General features: G+C 40.8%; 13 protein-coding genes. 11 read left to right on the forward strand and 2 right to left on the reverse strand.

The annotated features are described in order from the left end of the window. Positions 1–5 precede the first annotated feature (5 nt). From AN390_RS06170 to AN390_RS06195, 6 genes are all read left to right on the forward strand, one after another. Positions 6–1,499 (forward strand): tryptophan halogenase family protein, encoded by a 1,494-nt coding sequence (locus AN390_RS06170; RefSeq protein ID WP_055253283.1) that lies wholly within the window; start codon positions 6–8, stop codon positions 1,497–1,499. Continuing rightward, positions 1,499–3,355: a glycoside hydrolase family 13 protein gene (locus AN390_RS06175; RefSeq protein ID WP_055253285.1), complete on the forward strand. Its 1,857-nt coding sequence runs from the start codon at positions 1,499–1,501 to the stop codon at positions 3,353–3,355. Before AN390_RS06170 ends, AN390_RS06175 begins: the two co-directional genes overlap by 1 nt. A gap of 87 nt (positions 3,356–3,442) precedes the next feature. Beyond that, positions 3,443–5,302 (forward strand): alpha-amylase family glycosyl hydrolase, encoded by a 1,860-nt coding sequence (locus AN390_RS06180; RefSeq protein WP_055253800.1) that lies wholly within the window; start codon positions 3,443–3,445, stop codon positions 5,300–5,302. Continuing rightward, positions 5,295–6,794, forward strand: coding sequence for an MFS transporter (locus tag AN390_RS06185; protein ID WP_055253287.1), 1,500 nt, complete (start codon positions 5,295–5,297; stop codon positions 6,792–6,794). Before AN390_RS06180 ends, AN390_RS06185 begins: the two co-directional genes overlap by 8 nt. A gap of 9 nt (positions 6,795–6,803) precedes the next feature. Beyond that, positions 6,804–9,218, forward strand: a complete 2,415-nt coding sequence (locus AN390_RS06190; protein ID WP_055253289.1) for a glycoside hydrolase family 15 protein — start codon at positions 6,804–6,806, stop codon at positions 9,216–9,218. Between the two features lie 471 nt (positions 9,219–9,689). Further along, positions 9,690–12,617, forward strand: a complete 2,928-nt coding sequence (locus AN390_RS06195; RefSeq protein WP_055253291.1) for a TonB-dependent receptor — start codon at positions 9,690–9,692, stop codon at positions 12,615–12,617. A 175-nt stretch (positions 12,618–12,792) separates the two neighbouring features. Here AN390_RS06195 and AN390_RS06200 read toward each other — a convergent pair whose 3' ends face one another. Beyond that, positions 12,793–13,809, reverse strand: coding sequence for a LacI family DNA-binding transcriptional regulator (locus AN390_RS06200; RefSeq protein WP_054982417.1), 1,017 nt, complete (start codon positions 13,807–13,809; stop codon positions 12,793–12,795). 279 nt (positions 13,810–14,088) lie between these two features. Here AN390_RS06200 and glk point away from each other — a divergent pair, with 279 nt between their 5' ends. The 5 genes from glk (at position 14,089) to gap (ending at position 19,975) form a co-directional block, all read left to right on the forward strand. Further along, a complete protein-coding gene (gene glk, locus AN390_RS06205; protein ID WP_024034046.1) occupies positions 14,089–15,081 on the forward strand; it encodes a glucokinase in 993 nt (330 codons plus the stop codon). Positions 15,082–15,115: 34 nt separating this feature from the next. After that, complete coding sequence (locus AN390_RS06210; RefSeq protein ID WP_024034047.1) at positions 15,116–16,129, forward strand: LacI family DNA-binding transcriptional regulator; 1,014 nt, start codon at positions 15,116–15,118, stop codon at positions 16,127–16,129. Between the two features lie 325 nt (positions 16,130–16,454). After that, positions 16,455–18,305: a phosphogluconate dehydratase gene (gene edd / locus AN390_RS06215; RefSeq protein ID WP_029773525.1), complete on the forward strand. Its 1,851-nt coding sequence runs from the start codon at positions 16,455–16,457 to the stop codon at positions 18,303–18,305. Between the two features lie 34 nt (positions 18,306–18,339). After that, positions 18,340–18,960 carry a bifunctional 4-hydroxy-2-oxoglutarate aldolase/2-dehydro-3-deoxy-phosphogluconate aldolase gene (gene eda, locus AN390_RS06220; RefSeq protein WP_004587806.1) on the forward strand — a complete coding sequence of 207 codons (621 nt, stop codon included), beginning with the start codon at positions 18,340–18,342 and terminating at the stop codon, positions 18,958–18,960. 10 nt (positions 18,961–18,970) lie between these two features. Then, the gene (gene gap, locus AN390_RS06225; protein ID WP_029773117.1) at positions 18,971–19,975 is read left to right on the forward strand and encodes a type I glyceraldehyde-3-phosphate dehydrogenase; all 1,005 of its coding nucleotides are present in this window, start codon (positions 18,971–18,973) and stop codon (positions 19,973–19,975) included. Positions 19,976–20,044: 69 nt separating this feature from the next. On the opposite strand, the gene AN390_RS06230 is transcribed toward gap, so the two are convergent. Then, positions 20,045–21,340 (reverse strand): leucine-rich repeat-containing protein kinase family protein, encoded by a 1,296-nt coding sequence (locus AN390_RS06230; RefSeq protein WP_055253293.1) that lies wholly within the window; start codon positions 21,338–21,340, stop codon positions 20,045–20,047. Between the last annotated feature and the right edge of the window lie 30 nt (positions 21,341–21,370).

Here is a 21,370-nt window from a genome sequence, read left to right on the forward strand (position 1 = left end):
ATAATATGAAACCAATAAAACACGTCGTAATCGCAGGCGGGGGCACGGCAGGGTGGATAACAGCCGCCTTGCTTAATAAAGTGTTAGGTAAAGTAATTAAAATAACCCTTATTGAGTCAAGTACTATTGGCACTATAGGCGTGGGTGAAGCAACAATTCCGCCTATTATTCAACTTAACAATGCACTGGGTATAAACGAGCAAGATTTTATAAACGCTACAAATGCATCTATAAAACTAGGAATTGAATTCGAAAATTGGAAAACCCCCTCTCATAGCTACATGCATGCTTTTGGCTCATTTGGCAAAGACTTCCCCTTTTGCGATTTTTACAATTTTTGGGTAAAAGGACATATTAGCGGTGCAGAAGAAAGCTTATGGGACTTTTCTCTTAACTACCAAGCGGCTAAACAGCATAAATTTGCACCCTTAAATACCCTACCTAATACACAATTGCCTGGCTTGAGTTATGCGTATCACTTTGACGCAACCTTATATGCTGAGTTTTTAAAAAAGCTCGCAACATCACGCGGTGTTGAGCATATTGATGACAAAATAGAGCAGGTTGAACAATGCCCTCTATCAGGGAATATAAAATCATTAACCCTTGGTAACACACAGCAGATAAATGGCGACCTTTTTATAGACGCTACAGGCCAGCGCGCCTTACTCATAGAGCAAACCCTTAACACAGGTTTTGTCGATTGGTCTCATTATTTACCGTGTGATAGCGCCGTAGCGGTGCAGTCTCAAGGTACTAGCGAGCTAAAACCTTATACGCGTTCAATTGCACACAGCGAAGGCTGGCAGTGGCAAATACCGCTGCAAAGCCGAATAGGTAATGGCTTGGTGTACTGTAGTCGTTATTTATCTGACGATGCGGCAACGCAGTTATTATTAAATAATTTACCCGCTGAGCCAATGACTGAGCCGCGGGTGATTAAATTTAAAACAGGACGGCGGTTAAAACAATGGCATAAAAATGTGGTATCGGTTGGCCTTGCCAGTGGCTTTTTAGAGCCGCTAGAGTCTACCAGTATCCATTTAATACAAAGTGCCGTAACCCGTTTAATAAAGCTGTTTCCACACAATGGCATAAGCGATGCTTTAGTTACTGAATTTAATAAGCAAAGCGTGATAGAAATAGAGCACATTCGTGATTTTATAATATTGCATTACACACTAACAGCGCGAGAAGACTCTCCATTTTGGCGACAATGTAAGCAAATGGACATTCCTGACTCATTGGCCCATAAGCTCAAATTATTCAAGCAAACCGGCAAAGTAGTGCGCGAAAACGACGAATTATTTGCCGAAGTTGCCTGGCAACAGGTGTTTATTGGCCAAGGTCTTATCCCCGAAGATTACAACTGCATTGTTGACTCACTCAGTAGTGAACAACTAAACGATTTATTCTCAACACTAAAAACGCTTATTACCTCAACGGTAGATCAATTACCCACTCATAAAGATTTTTTAGCAAAAATTAAAAAGGCCTGATGATGCAACTTTTAAAAAAACTTTTACTTGTAAGTGCCTGTACTTTACCAACCATTAGCTTCGCACTTGACGTTGAGCCAGCTAATTGGTGGGTTGGCATGAACAAAAACACGATTACCATCATGGTTCATGAGCAAAACATTGCAAACGAGCAAATTAAATTAGCTAAATACAACGGCGTTAAGTTAAATAAAGTAACCCGTACCGACAATCCAAATTATGTATTTTTAAATATTACCATTACCGACGCCGCTAAAGCCGGAACACTTGAATTTAATAGCAGCGAAACGAGCAATAACTTTGAGTTTCCACTTCTTGAGCGAGATAAAAACAGCGCTCAGCGTCAAGGGTTTACATCAGCTGATACGCTTTATTTAATTAACCCAGATCGCTTTGCTAATGGTGATAAACAAAACGATACCGTCCCAAGCATGTTAGAAGCGGCAAACCCGAGTATAAAAGGTGGGCGCCACGGTGGTGATATTCAAGGCGTTATAAACGCGCTACCCTATTTAAACGACTTAGGCGTAACACAGCTTTGGTTAACCCCAGTGCTTGAAAACAACATGCCTAATTATTCTTATCATGGTTATGCAATTACTGACTTTTATAAGGTTGACCCACGAATGGGCTCAAACCAGCTATACAAAACGTTATCAGTAAAAGCAAAAGAGCAGGGTATAGGGCTAGTAATGGATATGGTTCTTAACCATTTTGGCTCTGAGCATACTTGGGTTAAAGATAAGCCAACTAAAGATTGGATTAACTTTAATGGTGAATTTAACAATGGCAAAAATGCCACCAGCCATGCGCGCCAAACCATACAAGACCCACACGCCAGTGAATACGATAAGCGCCAGTTTAACGATGGCTGGTTTGTAGAAACCATGCCTGATTTAAATCAGCGCCAACCACTATTAAGTGAATACTTAATTCAAAATGCAATTTGGTGGATAGAATACGCCGATTTAAGCGGCATACGTGTTGATACCTACTCATATTCAGATAAAGCATTTTTGAGTGATTGGACAAAAGCCATAATGCAAGAGTACCCAGACTTTAATATTGTGGGAGAAGAGTGGACGTCTAACCCTGCTATTGCCTCTTACTGGCAACGTGGAAAGCATAACCAAGATGGCTATACATCAAGCTTACCAAGCGTGATGGACTTTTCGTTGCAAGGGTCGGTAATTCAAGCGCTAAATGAAGATGAAAGCTGGAACACGGGTTGGGTTAAAGTATATGAATCGTTAGCTAATGACTTTTTATACCCTGATACAAATAACATTATGGTATTTGCCGATAACCACGATATGAGCCGTGTTTACACTGAGCTTGGTCAAGATGTAGCCAAAACAAAAATGGCGATGACCTTGTTTTTAACTACACGTGGCATAGCGCAAATGTATTACGGTACGGAAGTACTATTAGATAACACCCCAAGTAAAGACCATGGTGATATTAGAATCGACTTCCCCGGCGGGTTTGAAGGGCAAACTCGTAATGCCTTTACCAAAGAGGGCTTAACAAAACAGCAAAAAGAGATGCATAACACCATCAGTACGCTGCTTAACTTTAGAAAAAACAGCTCAGCATTAGATAAAGGAAAGCTTGTACATTTTACGCCTCAACAAGGGGTTTATAGTTATGCGCGTATTAGCGATGAGCAAACAGTGTTGGTATTTATGAATAAAAACACACAAACGCTACAAAAAAATATTGAGTATATGCAAGAGGTAATGCCTAACAGCACAACAGCATTTAATTTATTTACTCAAAAAACACAAAAGCTTGGCAAAACCATTGAATTACCAGCGATGAGCGCAACGGTACTCGTTATGAATACGCCACAATAGTGACCTGAATACGTATGCAGCAACTGTATGGTTGCTGCAGTAATCTTTAGTATAAAGTTAATAACAATACTGACAAAAAGACACACAATGAAAAAATCAGTTTATGTACCCGCAGTACTGTGTAGTGCACTTATTGCTACAGGGTGTTCAGAAAATAACAAACCTGAACAACAGCAAGCACCTGCCCACACGCAAAATGAGCTTACCAAGCCGGTTGTATATCAAGTATTTACCCGTTTGTTTGGTAATACCGAAACAGCCAATGTGCCATGGGGCACTAAAGAGCAAAACGGCGTAGGTAAATTTGCCGACTTTAACGATGCAGCCCTCAAAGGCATTAAAGAGCTAGGTACCACGCACGTTTGGTATACCGGTGTATTACACCACGCGTTAGTGGGCGATTATACCGACTACGGCATTTCACAAGATGACCCCGATGTAGTAAAAGGCCGCGCAGGGTCACCGTACGCAATTAAAGATTACTACGATGTTAATCCCGATTTAGCCGTTAATGTAACAAACCGCATGGGAGAGTTTAGCCAGCTTATTGAACGTACACATAGCCACGGTATGAAAGTCATTATTGATATAGTGCCTAACCATGTTGCCCGTAATTATCAATCACTTGGAAAGCCTAAAGGCGTAGAGGATTTCGGCGCACAAGACGACACCAGTAAAACGTACGATAAAAATAACAACTTTTATTATGTGCCTGGGCAGTCATTTCAAGTGCCTACCTCTACAACTTATACCGTGTTAGGTGGAAAGGCTCACCCACTTGCGGATGGCTTTTTTGATGAAACACCTGCTAAATGGACAGGTAACGGTGCCCGTGCACCAAAACCCGACATTAACGATTGGTACGAAACAGTAAAAGTAAATTATGGCGTAAAGCCTGATGGTAGCTACGATTTTGCTCAGCTGCCAAACGATTACAAAGACAAAGATTACCGTGCTCATTATGCGTTCTGGCAAGATAAAGAGCTACCAGATAGCTGGTACAAATTTAGAGACATTGCACTTTTTTGGTTAGACAAAGGCGTTGATGGCTTTAGATACGACATGGCCGAAATGGTCCCGGTTGAATTTTGGAGCTTTTTAAATTCGTCAATAAAAATGCAAAAAAGCGATGCCTTTTTATTGGCCGAAGTATATAACCCGTTAATGTACCGCGCGTATATTCAGCAAGGTAAAATGGATTACCTTTACGATAAAGTCGGCTTTTACGATACCTTAAAAGCGATAATGCAACTTAAACAACCTGCCAATAGTATTTTTGATGCGCATCAAAGTGTGCTCGATATAGAGCAACACATGCTGCACTTTTTAGAAAATCACGACGAGCAACGAATCGCAAGCCCAGACTTTGCAGGTAATGCCCAGTGGGGTAAACCTGCTTTAGTTGTTTCTAATTTAATTAGCCGCGCGCCAACACTTTTATATTTTGCTCAAGATGTGGGAGAAGATGGCTCTGAAAACGCGGGGTTTGGAGCGCCGACACGTACCAGCATTTTTGACTACATTGGCGTGCCAGCGCACCAAGCATGGATGAATAATGGGAAATTTGATGGCGCTAACTTAACCGCAGAGCAAGTAGCACTTCGTGAGTACTACAAAGCGGTTATGTCACTGAATAGTTTACCTGCTGTAGTAGGCGGAGAAATGTCGGCACTTAACCTTGTTGGAAGTGAACGTGTTGTTGGTTTTACCCGCTCTTTAGGCCAGCAAAGTGTATACGTGTTAAGTAACTTTAGCGAGCAGCCACAAACAGTTACGGTTAATTTATCAAAGGCACAATTAGGTGCAGTGAGTGAAAATACGCTATTAAATGATTTACTTGAAAATCACACCACCGAGCTTAAAGCTCACCCGCAAGGCGCTACATTTAACCTAACACTTGATGCATTTAGCAGCGCAGTATTAACAAATAAGGCTAATAATGAATAATCAAAATAATAATACCGATAAGCCAAATTTAAGTTTTTGGCAAATATGGAACATGTGCTTTGGCTTTTTAGGCATACAATTTGGTTTTGCCCTGCAAAACGGCAATGTGAGCCGAATATTTCAAACATTAGGCGCACAAGTTGATGATATTCCCATTTTATGGGTTGCAGCCCCGCTTACCGGTTTAATTGTACAGCCAATTATTGGTTACTGGAGTGACAAAACATGGGGGCGCTTTGGTCGTCGTCGTCCGTTCTTTTTTATAGGCGCAGTGTTAACAACGCTTTCACTATTTATTATGCCGCATTCACCAACGCTTTGGATTGCCGCGGGTATGTTATGGATCATGGATGCGTCAATCAACGTAACCATGGAACCGTTTAGAGCACTTGTTGGTGATAACTTGCCAGAAAAGCAACGCGCGACAGGTTACGGTTTACAAAGCTTTTTTATTGGTATTGGGGCGGTGTTAGCCTCAGCGCTACCATGGATGATGACCAACTGGTTTGATGTAAGTAATACCGCAGCCCCAGGGCAAATTCCTGAATCTGTTAAATACTCATTTTATTGGGGCGGGGTGGTGTTACTTGTCGCCGTGCTTTGGACCGTAGCACGTACTAAAGAATACAGCCCTGAGCAATTAGCGGCTTTTGAAAAGCAAAGCGCACAACCTACAACAAGCAAAGTGGTTGATATAAACTTTAATAAAGGTGCCATTATTTTTGTGGTACTGGGTTTAGCAACTCTTGCATTAGTCATGGGCTTATCCCTTGAAAAAGAATTATACCTACTTGCTGGTGGTTTATTAGCGTTTGGTATTGTGCAGTGGATTGCAGCGGCGCTTAAAAGTGCGAATAAAACCCAAGGTGGTTTTTACCAAGTAGTACAAGATGTATTTACTATGCCAGAGGCCATGAAGCAGCTTGCCTGGGTGCAGTTTTTTAGCTGGTTTACTTTATTTGCTATGTGGATTTATACCACCGCTGCAGTAACAAGCTTTCATTATGGTAGTAGTGATGCAACTTCTAAAGCATTTAACGATGGCGCTGACTGGGTGGGTATTTTATTTGCCGCCTACAATGGATTTGCTGCAATTGCCGCTATGTGTATTCCGTTTTTAGTTAAAAAAATGGGATTAAAAGGCGCGCATTGCTTTAATTTATTGCTGGGCGCGTTAGGTCTTGCAAGCTTTATGTTTATTCAAGACCCTAAAATGCTACTTATACCTATGATAGGCGTAGGGTTTGCGTGGGCGTCTATTTTATCACTCCCGTATGCCATGTTAAGTAACGCACTACCGAGTAACAAAATGGGCGTTTATATGGGGATTTTTAACTTTTTTATAGTTATACCTCAGTTACTTGCCGCCAGTATTTTAGGGCTTATTTTACGCCACGTATTTTCTAATCAGCCTATTTACGCATTATTAATTGGTGCAGCTTCGTTTGTTGTTGCTGCTGTTGCAGTAATGCGCGTTAAAAATTCTCATTAAGGACACACAATGAAAAAATATAACCTTATAACCGCCTCTCTTTTAACGTTAGGTTTAGCGGCTTGCGGCGCTCAAAACACAAGCACAACTAACGAAAGTACCACAGCACAGGTTACATCAGCACCAGGCGCCCCAGGTGCAGAGCCTTTTTGGGCTTATGCGGGTAAAACAGGTATTGGTACATCATACGAGCAATACCAAAACGGCCAATACACTGATGCAGCTGCAACGGGGCATGTGTCTAAAGTATGGTTTTCAATAGCTAAAGGGATGATCACCGAAACCATGTTTGGGCTTATTCACCAAGCACAAATAAAAGACATGCAATTTATAGTAACAGGTAAAGATTTTACCGTTAGTGAAGCGGATGATTTAAATGTCACCATTGATTATTTACATAAAGATGCACAAGGTCGCCCGTTATCGCTGGCTTATAAAGTAACAAGCACTGATAAACAAGGCCGCTTTAGCATAGAAAAACACATATTTACTGACCCAGATGGGCAAACCCTGTTTGTACGCAGCGTGTTTAATACTGAGCTTGAAGGGTTAAAAGCGTATGTGTCTGTTAATCCGTACATTAATAATAACGGCTTAGGTGACTTTGCTAAAACGACAGAGCAAGGCCTAGTAGCATGGGAAAACGATAACTATCTATCACTTCAATCCGCGTCACCATTTAAAGCAAAAACGGTAGGGTTTACAGGAAAAAGTGACGGCATTAACACCCTTAAAACTACGCAATCTATAAATACCCAATACACAAATACCGGCGAAACTGCTGGTAATGTAAACATGCTTGCAGAGCTTGGCGAGATAACTGCAAATACTACTTTTGATTTAGCCCTTAGCTTTGGCAAAACGCAGCAGCAAAGTATACAGCAAGGCGAAAAAAGCTTAGCTAAAGGGTACCAAGCGGTGCTAGATCACTACAACGGCAAAGGAGAAGCGCTAGGCTGGGAAGATTACCTACAAAGCCTAAAACCACTTAATACCATGGTTGAACAAACAGCTGATAACGGTAAGCTTTTATACACCAGCGCCATGGTATTAAAAGCACAAGAAGATAAAACACACGCAGGGGCATTAATTGCTTCTTTATCTAACCCATGGGGCGAAACGGTTTCAGCCAAAGAAGGTTCTACGGGTTATAAAGCGGTATGGGTGCGCGATTTTTATCAAGTAGCCATGGCATTTATGGCGCTTGGCGATACTGCCACAGCAAAAACAGCGTTCGAATATCTTGAAAAAGTGCAAGTAAACAGCAAAACACCAGGTAATAAAGGCGATACAGGCTGGTTTTTACAAAAAACACACGTAGATGGTGAGTTAGAATGGGTAGGCGTACAGCTTGATCAAACTGCTATGCCTATCATGCTGGCATGGAAGTTACATAAAGCCAACGTACTTAGCGATGAAGAGCTAAAAAGCTGGTACGGAAAAATGTTAAAACCAGCGGCAGATTTTTTAGTCGAGGGGGGGCTTGCTAAAATTTTGTGGAACGACACACAAATTACACCTCCGGCAACACAACAAGAGCGCTGGGAAGAGCAAAGCGGTTATTCGCCATCTACAACTGCGGCAATAGTGGCAGGCCTTATTACCGCAAGCGATATCGCAACGCTTAGTGGCGATGATAAAAACGCGCAGCGCTACCTTGCCACGGCTAAAAAATACAGCAGCGATATTGAATCGCAAATGTTTACTACCGAAGGTAACTTAAAAGGCGAAAATAGCGATGGCGAATACTTTATTCGTATAGGCCAAGATACCGATGCAAACTCAAATACTAAAATTAACGCTAATAATGGCCGCGAAGGGTTTAATAAAAAGCAAATCTTAGATGGCGGCTTTTTAGAGTTAGTACGCTATGGCGTACGCGGTGCAAATGATGAAAGCATAGTTAAAACACTACCTGAGTATGACGACGAAACACTTGAAGATAACCTACAAGTTAAATACAGCTTTAGCTTTGACGATGGCAGCGGCACTTTTGCAGGCTACCGCCGCTATGGCAATGATGGCTACGGTGAAGATGAAGTTAAAGGCACAAACTATGCTGAGGGTGGTAGTAATACACCAGGCCAACGTGGGCGTGTATGGCCATTTTTCACCGGTGAGCGCGGGCATTACGAAATCGCAGCAGCTAATGCAAACAACGCTCTGGATGATGCTAAACAAGCGCAAATTAAAAACAGCTATGTAAAAGGCTTAGAGCAATTTGCTAATAACGGCCTTATGTTACCAGAGCAAGTATGGGATGGTGTAGGGGTTAACAAAGCAGGTTATGAGCTAGGCGAGGGGACTAATTCAGCAACACCATTGGCATGGACTCATGCCGAGTATATTAAATTAGTTCGTTCACTGAGCGACAAACAAGTTTGGGATCATTACCCAGTTGTTGAGAAAGCTTTAAAAAATTAAATTTAAAATTAAAGCTCCTTAATTGGAGCTTTTTTATATTCTTTATATTCTTTTTTACAACTATGGCCGCTACTGAAACTATTAAAGTGTTTATGGTGAAATGTTTGGATTAATTACTAAAACACAACTTTTTTAATAAACATCGTTGTTCAAAGTATTATAATGTGGTTTTAACTTACGGTGTTTTTTTAAAAAAACATTAAATTAACATTTGAAACTTCTTTTTTGAAAAAACAAAAAAACCTACCGTTGCGCAATGTACAATTTAATTTAATATATTGTTAAATTACTGTTTAATATCCTCTTTTTTTGCTGTTTGGTAGGTGTCGCATATTATTGACGCATTTGTTTTTATTATGTTATTAGTTTGTTCCTCTTTTTGTTTAAGAGGTTTTTCATTTACATCTTAGATTTATATGTAAATGAAATTGATTTTATAATAATTAAAAATTATTCAGGGATATGTTAAATATGAAAAGTAATTTCTCTAAAACATTTAAGCGCTCATTAACTGCTGCTGCAGTAGCAATGACAATAAGCGCGGCCATGCCTGTAATGGCAGATAACGTTAATGGTGCTATAAAGGGGAGTATAACAACACCATCAGGTTTATCGTTAGCGGGTGCTAAAATAACAATTACTGATGATACGAAAGGGTATTCAAAAACTCTAATAGCAGATTCAAATGGTGAGTTTGACCTAAAGCAAGTACCAGTAGGCAAATATGACATTATAGTTTCTCAAACTGGTTATGATCAGGCCCAAGTTAAAGATGTTGTTATTGGAGTGGGTAAAACAGCTCTAATCGAGATTCCACTGACTGCTGGTAATATTGAAAGGATTGCAGTTGTAGGTGGTTCAGTTAGAGCTATCGATGTGTCTGTATCTGAGTCATCATTAAATATTAGTTCTGAGGAGTTAGAGCTCTTACCTATATCTCGTTCTGTAACTTCTGTTGCACTGCTTGCGCCTGGCGCAACAGAAGGCGACAGTCGTTTTGGTGACCAGGCGTCTTTTGGTGGTGCCTCAGTTGCTGAAAACGCGTATTACGTAAATGGTCTAAATATGACTAACTTCCGTAATGGTCTTGGTGGTGCAACAATTCCATTCACGGCTTACGATAGCTTCCAAGTTAAAACAGGCGGTTATTCTGCAGAGTTCGGTCGTACTACAGGTGGGTTAATTTCATCGGTTACTAAATCGGGCTCTAATGATTTTCATTTTGGTGTTGAAACGATTTATTCATCTGACTCGTTAAGTGAGCAAGCTCCTAACTCACTTTACAAGCAAAATGATCGCTGTGTTGATGCAGACGGGCATTGTATTGGTGATTTATATGTGAATAACCAAGACGATTATGATAATTCATTTGAAACAAATATTTATGCTTCAGGTGCGATAATTGAAGATACATTATTTTTCTATGGTATTTACACTGCAAGAGATAATGATTACGAATACGGTAATGCATCTCAAACAGATTTAACTGTCGAAAAAGATGATGACCCATACTACCTAGCTCGTTTTGATTGGAATATAAACGAAGATCACCAGCTAATGCTGTGGGGCTTTAGTGATAAACGCACATATTCAGAGAAAACGATTTCAGATCCTGAAGGAAATGGTAATTACACTGAAGATGGCGGTACAGCTTACCACAAGCGAGGCGGTGAGAGTTTTGCAATTCGCTACACTGGTAATCTAACTGAAGATTTAAGCATGTCTGCTATGTATGGTGAAGTGAAGTTCTCGGAAACAGATTACTCAGATTTTGATGACTGTCCTACAGGTTACGATGCTGACTTAGGTGAAGATACCACGTGTTATGTGAACTTTACCGTTGGTGCAAATGAAGATAAACGTGAACAATTGCGTGTTGACTTTGACTACTATCTAAACGATGAGCATACATTAAGATTTGGTTATGATTCGGAAACCAATACAGCTGACTCAACAACCATAAACTCTGGTGGCGTTTACTACTACTACAGAACATATGAAGAAGGCGCTAGACTACCTAATGGTTATGTTTTACCAGAAGAAATGAAAACAACACGAGTTCGTGATTATAAAAATGGTGGACAGTTCGAAGTAGAAAACTGGGCTATTTATATTGAAGATCAATGGTCAGTTACTGAAGATTTAACGTTAACACTTGGTCTACGAAATGACAGCTTTACTAACTATAATGCTGATGGAGAAGAGTTTGTTTCTATTGATAACCAAATTGCTCCGCGGATAGGTGGGTCTTGGGATATCAATGGTGACGGTGATAGTAAATTATACTTCACAGCAGGTCGCTACTATTTACCTGTAGCTGCGAATACTAATATTCGTTTAGCAGGTGCAGAGACATACATTCAAACATGGTATGCATATGAAGGCTTAAATGCAGACGGTACTCCTGTTGGTTTAAGCACACAGTTAGGTGATCCTGCTATTTCTAATGGCGGTGACGGTACTGCAAAACCATCAAATACCCTATCAGACAAAGATCTAGAACCAATGTATAACGATGAGTATATGATTGGTTACCAAGCAGCAATTAATGATGATTGGTCATGGGGAATCAAGGCAACTTACCGTGTTTTAGGTAATCAAATTGATGATGGTTCTTACATCTTTAGGGATGAAAACGGTGAATACTTAGGTGAAAACTGGTTCTTATTTAACCCTGGTAATGGTGCTACTTTCAATTTCGATCTGGATGGTGACGGCACTACTGAAGAATATAGCTTTAGTGCTGAAGAGTTAGGCTATCCAGACGCTAAAAGAAAATATGCTTCAGTTGATTTAACATTAGAGAAAACATGGGATCAGGTATGGTCTTTAAAAGCACTATATACATGGTCACACAACTACGGTAATACAGAAGGTTTTGTTAAATCTGATAATGGCCAAGATGATGCTGGTCTTACGCAAGATTGGGATTACCCATATTTAATGGATGGTGCTAATGGTAATCTACCTGCAGATCGACGTCATAACATTAAAATTTATGGGGCGTATGCTGTTACAGAAGACTTCTTGATTGGTGCAAATGTTAATGTTGCTTCAGGTCGTCCTTGGACAGCTTTAGGTCAAGGTTATACACCAGATCCTGATTTATACCAATATGGTGATACATACTACGTAGGTGACAAACGTTTCCCTCGTGGTAGCATGGGTACTACACCATGGACAGCTCGCTTAGATCTTAACTTTACTTATAACCTTCGCTTTAACGATCAAAAAGTTCGTTTAGCCATGGATATATTTAATGTATTTGATGCTTCTACAGCAACTCGTTACGATGAGGAAGCAGAAGTTGCAGCTGGTGATGGAAATGCTACATTTGGTTTAGCTCAAACTTACCAATCACCACGTAGAATTCAATTATCAGCTTCATACGACTTCTAATAAGTTAAATAGCAGAGTTTGATTAACTAAAAAGCCTCATTATGAGGCTTTTTTTATGACTTTTTCAGAATTTTAAATGATATAGACTATGAGAATGATATTTATAAGTAGATAAAAAAGCAGTTTTACTATTAAAATAATTTATAAGCATTCTATTTTATAGACATTTGCAATTCTAGCTACTCCCTCTAGCAATTAATACCGGCGGTAAAAGGGTGCTTTGCACCTCTTCTTCGCGTATTAATTTAAGTAAATTCTCTACTAACATTTGCCCTGCGACGGTGGTGTCTTGCGCTATGGTGGTGAGCGGTGGGTTTATGTAGCTTGCAATGGCTATGTTATCAAAACCGACCACGGCCACTTCGTTAGGAACATTAATATTGGCTTCTTTTAAAGCGCGAATTGCACCAATGGCAATTAAATCACTGGCGGCAAATAAGGCGTTAAATTTTATGTTATTAGCAATAAGTGAGCGTGTAGCATGATAACCAGACTCTTCAGTTGAAATAGCATTGGCCATTTTTCGCTCATTAATGGTTATACCGTTAGTAAGTAGCTCATCTTTAAACCCCTGAAAGCGGGCAAAAAATTCTGGGCTGTGATCAGATGCATCACCGATAAACGCGCAATCGGTGCGGTTATGGGCAATTAAATGGCCAGCGGCTAGTTTGCCCCCGCCATAGTTGTCGCAGCATACAGTAAGATCTGGGCGGTTATCTACTGTTGCGCCCCAGCATACAAACTTAGTATTTTGGTCAAGCAAGGTTTTAAATTTTGGTTGAAAGTCTATGTAATCACCATAGCCGAGCAAAATAATACCATCGGCTCTGTGGCTGTCTTCGTAGTCGGCTTGCCAATCGGCGCTAGCTGATTGAAACGATACTAATAAGTCGTAACCTTCTTTTGCACACGCACGGGTAATACTGCCCAGCATTGATAAAAAGAATGGATTGATTTGTGATTCATCTGATGTTGGGTCTTCAAACAACAATAGCGCAAGGGTACTACTTTGCTGAGTACGCAAGTTGCTGGCATTTTTATCAACTTTATAGTTAAGTTGTTTTGCTATGTCGTGGACGCGTTTGCGTGTTTCTTCATTAACAAGGGGGCTGTTACGTAAAGCGCGAGATACAGTTGATTGTGAAACCCCTGCATAATGGGCGATGTCAAATGAGGTGGCTTTACCTTTCATTGTTACAACTTAATTAAATGCTAAATAATTGTGTCATTTTCGACTATTAGTGAATTATTTCAAGCTTTTTGCGATTTATTATTGATCTAATCCTGACACCGGTGTCATAATGCCAATGTTTTATCATTTTGTTGTCAAAACGTATTAGCTGCTATTTTATATAGCAGCCTTTTTTACTGTGATAGCTACTTTGAGGTGATAGCTCAAAGTGTATAAATAACAACGCATAGCCGTTGTAAAATAATAAGCATAAGCCGCTTACACAAAAGAGATAATACCATGAGCCAAAATTCTTCTGCCCAGTTTAACCCTATCCTAGTTGCCGATATTGGTGGCACCAATGCGCGCTTTGCATTAATTACCGACTTTAATGAGCAAACTAACCAATTTGTTATTGAGCATATTAACATATTTCCCAGTGCTAATTTTGGCTCATTAGAAAGCGCACTTGAACAATACCTAACAACGATTCCTCATGTTACGCCAACTCAGGCATGTTTAGCTGTTGCAGGCCCTATAAAAGCAGGCCAAGTGCATTTAACCAATTTGGGTTGGCATTTTAGTGTTAGTGAATTTAAAGCACATTTTAATTTAACACAATTAGAAGTAATTAATGACTTTGCTGCATTTGCTTATGCAGCGCCTTATTTAGACTCAACGCAAAATATTACTATTAAGCCCGGTCAAGCCGATGCAAATGCAAATATTGGTGTTATGGGACCAGGTACTGGCTTTGGTGCTGCGTGTTTAGTGCGTACAGCGCAGTCAACTGCAGTATTAAGCTCTGAGGGCGGGCATATGTCGCTTGCTCCTGTAAACGAGCTAGACGCTTTATTAATTAACGAGCTTCGAAAAGAGCACCCTCATGTATCTATAGAAACTGTTTTTTCAGGCCCAGGTATTGCCCATTTATACAAAGCAATGGCAGCCGTGAAAGGGGTTACAGCTAAAAATTTAGATGCGGCACAAATTAGTAGCCTTGCAAACAGTGGCGAGTGTGAAGTGTGCGATGCAACGCTTAATCAGTTTTGTGACTGGATAGGCAGTGTGGCAGGCGATTTAGCGGTAGTATACGGCGCATTAGGTGGCCTATTTATAGGCGGCGGTATTTTACCGCGCATGCAAACCCGATTACTTGAAAGCCGTTTTGTAGAGCGTTTTTCGCAAAAAGGTGTTATGTCGCAATATGCAGGGCAAATTCCAGTTACTTTAGTAACACAAGATAACATACCGCTAATTGGGGCGGGTGCGTGTTTATATAACAGCAAGTAAATTTGCTTAATGGTTGTATTTGGATAATGAACAAATGAAAAAAGTAACCATAAATAGCGTAGCAAGCCATGCGGGCGTTTCTAAAAAAACCGTGTCGCGGGTTTTAAATAATGAGCCTAACGTGAGTGCAGCTACGCGCGAAAAAGTACTTAAAGTATTTAAAGAGCTTGATTACACGCCTAACCCAATAGCACGCGGGCTTGCGCAAAATCGCAGCTTTATTATTGGCTGCTTATACGACAACCCCAGTAAAAGTTATATAACACGCGTACAAACAGGTGCACTTGCTGCCTGTAAAGAAAATAACTACAACTTATTAATACACCCGTGCGAATTACGTGGTGATGATTTAATTAACGATATAGAGCAGTTATTACAAACCTCGCGTTTAGATGGCGTAGTACTGACCCCTCCATTTGGTGATTTTGAAAAGCTCGCTAATTTTTTAAAAGCTAAAAAAATACCCTACGCACGGGTTGCATCGGCACTGCTAGAAGATGATTCAATTTCAGTGCGCAGTAATGACGAGCAGGGCGCCTATGAAATAACCGAGCACTTAATTTCGCTTGGTCATAAGTCGATTGCTTTTATTAAAGGCCACCCTGATCACAGTGCTACGCAACAGCGCTTTAAAGGTTACAGGCGCGCGTTGGCAAGCCACGGTATAGAATTTGACGAGCGCTTAGTAGAAGAGGGTAACTTTAGTTATCACTCAGGTGTAGACAGTGCGCGCAGCATTTTAGATTTATCGCCACGTCCTACTGCGGTATTTGCATCAAACGATTACATGGCGGCGGCGGTATTAAAGCTTGCCACACAGCGCCAATTACGCGTACCTGATGATATTTCTATTGCAGGGTTTGATAATGCACCAATTGCTCGCCATATATGGCCGGGCTTAACGACTATTGCACAACCTGTAGAAGAAATGACTAAACAAGCTGTTACGCAGCTTATATCGCATATTTCGCAGCCACAAGAGCAGCCGTATCAGGTAACGCTAGAATCACGTTTAATTACCCGCGAGTCTACAGCAGCAATAAAATAACCTCCTTTTTTGCTTTTCACAGTAACCCGAATTTGAGTGACGCTTATTCGGGTTTTTTTTGTGCGGATTTTAGCAAATAAACTAAAATTAGCATGGTCATTAATTGGTCACGTTAAAATTTTACACTATTTTTGTTACTCAGGGTTGACACCGGTGTCAATGCTGTGCGTTAATACAGTGACACCGGTGTCAGGGTTGTTGTGAGAGGCTCCCTGGTAGCGTACCTTTGAACGGGTAAATCAAAGATGCTCAGTGCAGTTATTTACGTGGAGTCTGTAATTGCTACTGAGCCTTTTTCCTCTAACTAATAGAGATGAGCTAAATTATGTTGCACCCTCGCATTGAAGAAGTCACCCAACGCGTTATTGAACGCAGTAAACAAACCCGTCAAGATTATTTAGATCGTATTTCGCACGCAAAAAAACAAACAAGAGTCCGTGCCGGACTAGGCTGCGGAAACATCGCTCACGTTATGGCTGCGTGTAGCAGCGACGACAAAGCGCGCTTAAAGGCTGATGAGCAGCCAAATCTTGCTATTATCAACTCATATAACGATATGCTTTCGGCCCATGTGCCATACAAAGATTTCCCAGATTTAATTAAAGACCTTGCTACTAAGTACGACGCAACTGCCCAAGTTGCAGGCGGTGTACCAGCAATGTGTGATGGCGTTACGCAAGGGCGTGACGGCATGGAATTATCGCTTTTTTCTCGCGACGTAATTGCTATGTCTACTGCGGTATCACTATCGCATGACGTATTTGACGGCGTTTTTTGTTTAGGCGTATGTGACAAAATTGTCCCAGGTTTATTAATTGGTGCCTTATCTTTTGGTCACTTACCGGTATTCTTTTTACCTGCTGGGCCAATGCAATCTGGTATTCCTAACAAAGAAAAAGCACGTATTCGCCAAAAATTTGCACAAGGTTTAGTAAGCCGTGAAGACTTACTCGAAGCTGAAAGCGCCTCGTACCACAGCGCAGGTACGTGTACGTTTTACGGTACTGCTAACTCAAACCAAATGTTAATGGAAATAATGGGCTTACACCTTCCTGGTAGCTCGTTTATTAACCCTTACACTGAGCTTCGCGATGGTTTAACAGGTAATGCTGTAGAAACCATGCTTAAGCAGCTTACAGATGATAAAGAAAGCCCGTGTTTAGCAGATGTAATCAGCGAAAAAACCATTATTAATGGTTTAGTTGGCTTGCTATCTACAGGTGGCTCTACTAACCACGCTATTCATATTGTTGCTATCGCAAAAGCGGCGGGCATACAAGTAACGTGGAAAGACATGTCTGACTTATCAGAAGTTGTACCACTACTTACGCGTATTTACCCTAACGGCTCAGCCGATGTAAACCATTTCCAAGCCGCAGGCGGTATGGGCTTCTTAATGCGTGAATTAGCCGGCGCAGGTTACTTGCATACTGATGTTAAAACAATGCTTGGTGAAGGTTTAGCGCCTTACATGATGGAGCCGCGTTTAGATAAAGACGACAGCTTAATTATGAGCAACTCAACAGGCCCTTCAAAAGTTAAATGGGTAGATTGCCCAGAAAACTCACTCGATGAAGAAGTACTGCGTCCAATTAGCAATCCATTTAGCAAGCAAGGCGGCCTACAACTACTTACGGGTAACCTAGGTAAAGCAGTCATTAAAGTCTCTGCTGTAGCCACTGAGCACCAAGTAGTAACAGCCCCAGCTAAAGTATTTAGCTCACAAGGCGAACTGCAAGAGGCATACAGCCGTGGCGAGTTAAACCAAGACTTTATTGCCGTACTTAAAGAGCAAGGCCCTAAAGCGAAAGGTATGCCAGAGCTTCATAAATTAACGCCAGTAATGGCAACACTTCAAGACGAAGGCTTTAAAGTAGCCATTGTCACTGATGGCCGTATGTCGGGCGCATCAGGTAAAGTGCCTGCTGCTATTCACTTAGCGCCAGAAGCTGTTGAAGGTGGCATTATTGCAAAAATTCTTGAGGGCGATTTAGTAACACTGGATGCGCCAAACGGAATATTAAAAGTACATGTTAGCGACGAAGAGCTTGCTAAGCGTGAACTACAACTTAGCCAACCAAGCTTAACCTTTGGTACAGGCCGAGAGTTATTTACTGGATTTAGAAATATTGTAAGCAGCGCCGATTTAGGTGCGAGTGCTTTTGGACTTGAATAATAATTGCCACACACTGGGTAATGAGGAACAAGTAATGAGTATTGAAAAAATCTTAGCGTCGGCACCTGTGGTGCCAGTGGTTGTAATCGAAAAACTAGAAGATGCAGCACCACTCGCTAGAGCGTTATACAACGGTGGCTTAAAAGCCCTTGAAATTACGCTACGCACGCCTGTTGCAGTGGAAGCTGTAAAACTAATGAAAGCAGAAGTTCCAGAAGCTTACGTTGGTACAGGTACAGTGGTTGATAAAGCAAGCTTTGATGCTTCAGTAGAAGCAGGCGCTGATTTTATGGTAAGCCCGGGTGTAAGTGATGAATTATTAGCATTAGCTAAAGATTCAGACATTCCGTTTTTACCGGGTGCAGCAACTGCAAGCGAAGTAATGCAGTTAGCAAGCCATGGCTTTAAGTACTTAAAATTCTTCCCTGCAGAGGCTGCAGGTGGAACGGCAATGCTTAAGTCGATTGGCGGGCCATTGCCGCACATTACTTTTTGCCCAACCGGTGGTATTAGCCTAGCAACAGCCCCTAATTACTTAGCGCTTAATAACGTTATTTGTGTTGGTGGTACGTGGATGCTAGATAAGCAACTAATTGAAAACAAAGACTGGCAAGCCATTGAAGCGCTTGCTCGACAAGCAAGTGAAGTTAAATAGGAGTCTAAAAATGATTAATGTAGCAATTAATGGCTATGGCCGTATCGGTCGCAACGTATTACGTGCACTTTACGAGTCAGCACAAAACAGTGAAATTAAAATTGTAGCAATTAACGATTTAGCACCGGCTAACGTAAATGCGCATTTAACACAATTTGACTCAGTTCACGGTCAATTTTCTCAAAAAGTAACGTTATCAGATAACACTATGCTGATTGGTGATGACGTAATTACTTTGACTCAAGAGCGTGACCCTGCAAACTTACCGTGGAAAGAGTTAAACGTAGATATCGTTTTAGAATGTACCGGTTTTTTCACTAAGCGTGAAGACGCAGCTAAGCACATTACAGCAGGTGCTAAAAAAGTAATTGTGTCTGCTCCTGGTAAAGATTTAGATGCAACGGTAGTACACGGCGTTAACAGCGATGTAATTAACGCTGATAGCAACATTATCTCTAACGCATCATGTACGACTAACTGTTTAGCGCCAATTGCAAAAGCAATTAACGACACAGTAGGTATTGAGCAAGGTAGCATGACTACAATTCATGCTTACACAAACGATCAAAACTTATCTGACGTTTATCACCCAGATCTATACCGTGCACGTAGTGCAACACAGTCTATGATCCCAACTAAAACAGGTGCTGCTGCAGCTGTTGGCTTAGTACTTCCTGAGCTTGCGGGTAAATTAGACGGTATGTCGGTACGTGTACCTACTATCAATGTTTCTTTAGTTGATTTTACGTTTATCACTAAGCGCGAAACAACTGCTGAAGAAATCAACGAAGTAATGAAAGCCGCAGCAACGGGTTCAATGAAAGAAATTTTAGAGTACAACGAGCTTCCGCTTGTCTCTATTGATTTTAATCACAACCCTGCGTCATCAATTTTTGATGCAACGCAAACTAAAGCTGATGGCAAATTAGTTAAAGTAATGGCTTGGTACGACAACGAGTGGGGTTTCTCAAACCGCATGTTAGACCAAGTTAAAGCATTAGGTCAGTACTTATAATTGACCCTGTAAAAGTTTAGCTTTATCCAACCAAGCCTGCATTATGCAGGCTTTTTTATTTTGATTGATTTATACCCGCTCGTTTAATAAAGCGCTTAGCTCTTTAAAACTAGGCCGCGATGCAATATCAGTATTTATAGCACGCGCTGCTATATCGGACATTTTATTAAACAGTTCGTTTTGCTTATCTGCTGCGCTAACAGTACTTAGTAAATCCTCAATTAAGCACCCAAAAGCACGCACTTCTATTAATTGTATTTGCTGTTGCTGATATTCACTAAGCATAGCTAAATTTGTTGCAGCACCAAAATCACCAAATAAAACATCGTATTGCTCGTTGATCATGGTGTTATGGGCGTAAATGTCGCCATGACTTACGTTGTTAGCATGTAAGTGGGCAAGGGTGCTTATCATTTGCTGGGCAACTTTATAAATTGCCTCAGGTGAATAGTGACAGTGTGTATTAAATGTATCGCGCGTACAGGTTTCTAAACTTGGCGGCAAACCTAAATTAGTAAAGCGTCTATCTATTAGCTCCATAACTAAACCAAGCTGTGTGCTTTGCTCTATGTAGCTTAATACGTTAATTAAGTTTTTATGATAGCCTGCTTGTAAACAGCAGTTTACTTCATCAAGTGGGTAGCCATCGCTTGTAATTGCCCCTTTAAATAATTTTACCGCCACATCGTGCTGTGCTTTTTTAGCTAAATGAATAATGCCCGATGCACCTTGGCCAATTACTTTTTTAAGCTGAAAATTTTCAAGTGGGGTGTTTTGCAAACGACTGTTAGTTAAGCATTGAGCTTTATTAAATGCATTACCCGCAAAGGCAAGCCAAGCAAGTTTGGGGAGTTCTAATAGCCAATTATCAAGTTTTGTTAGGTTATTAGCAGAGAGCCTAACTAGCTCTAAATTAGTACAAGAGGCCATACTCGCGGGTAGTTGTTTTAGGTTATTTCCAGCAAGGGCGAGCTTTTTAAGCTGTGTGTAATTACCAAAGTCACTTGGCAATGCGCTTAATTTGTTATCGGTAAGTATTAACCATTCAATATTTTTAGGTAAGCTGTTTAGTGCAAACTCTTTTATTTGATTGCCTTTAAATGCCACCATAATTAAAGCAGGGCACTTAGCGAGTACTTTAGGTATATGTTTAAATTGGTTAAACGATAAAAACACCCGCTTAAGCTTTGTTAAGCACGCAAACTCATCTGGCAGTGTAGTGAGATTATTGTTTGATAAATCGAGTACTTCTAGGGTATCTGCAAGGGTTAAAATTTCTAAAGGGAACTCAGTTAAGCCTTCTACGAGTTGTAAGCGAGTAACACCATTCAACCTACCAGCTCTAAGCTCTGCAAGGGTATTCATAAATTTTCACAAGCCTTATAAAATAAAAAA

This window comes from Pseudoalteromonas sp. P1-11 (genome assembly GCF_001399995.1).
Lineage (GTDB): Bacteria > Pseudomonadota > Gammaproteobacteria > Enterobacterales > Alteromonadaceae > Pseudoalteromonas > Pseudoalteromonas atlantica.

Coding starts and splice junctions, on each gene's coding strand:
- edd (WP_029773525.1), top strand. CDS start 16,455: ATGTTGCACCCTCGCATTGAAGAAGTCACCCAACGCGTTATTGAACGC.
- eda (WP_004587806.1), top strand. CDS start 18,340: ATGAGTATTGAAAAAATCTTAGCGTCGGCACCTGTGGTGCCAGTGGTT.
- glk (WP_024034046.1), top strand. CDS start 14,089: ATGAGCCAAAATTCTTCTGCCCAGTTTAACCCTATCCTAGTTGCCGAT.
- AN390_RS06185 (WP_055253287.1), top strand. CDS start 5,295: ATGAATAATCAAAATAATAATACCGATAAGCCAAATTTAAGTTTTTGG.
- AN390_RS06200 (WP_054982417.1), bottom strand. CDS start 13,809: ATGAAAGGTAAAGCCACCTCATTTGACATCGCCCATTATGCAGGGGTT.
- AN390_RS06170 (WP_055253283.1), top strand. CDS start 6: ATGAAACCAATAAAACACGTCGTAATCGCAGGCGGGGGCACGGCAGGG.
- AN390_RS06230 (WP_055253293.1), bottom strand. CDS start 21,340: ATGAATACCCTTGCAGAGCTTAGAGCTGGTAGGTTGAATGGTGTTACT.
- AN390_RS06195 (WP_055253291.1), top strand. CDS start 9,690: ATGAAAAGTAATTTCTCTAAAACATTTAAGCGCTCATTAACTGCTGCT.
- AN390_RS06175 (WP_055253285.1), top strand. CDS start 1,499: ATGATGCAACTTTTAAAAAAACTTTTACTTGTAAGTGCCTGTACTTTA.
- AN390_RS06180 (WP_055253800.1), top strand. CDS start 3,443: ATGAAAAAATCAGTTTATGTACCCGCAGTACTGTGTAGTGCACTTATT.
- AN390_RS06210 (WP_024034047.1), top strand. CDS start 15,116: ATGAAAAAAGTAACCATAAATAGCGTAGCAAGCCATGCGGGCGTTTCT.
- gap (WP_029773117.1), top strand. CDS start 18,971: ATGATTAATGTAGCAATTAATGGCTATGGCCGTATCGGTCGCAACGTA.
- AN390_RS06190 (WP_055253289.1), top strand. CDS start 6,804: ATGAAAAAATATAACCTTATAACCGCCTCTCTTTTAACGTTAGGTTTA.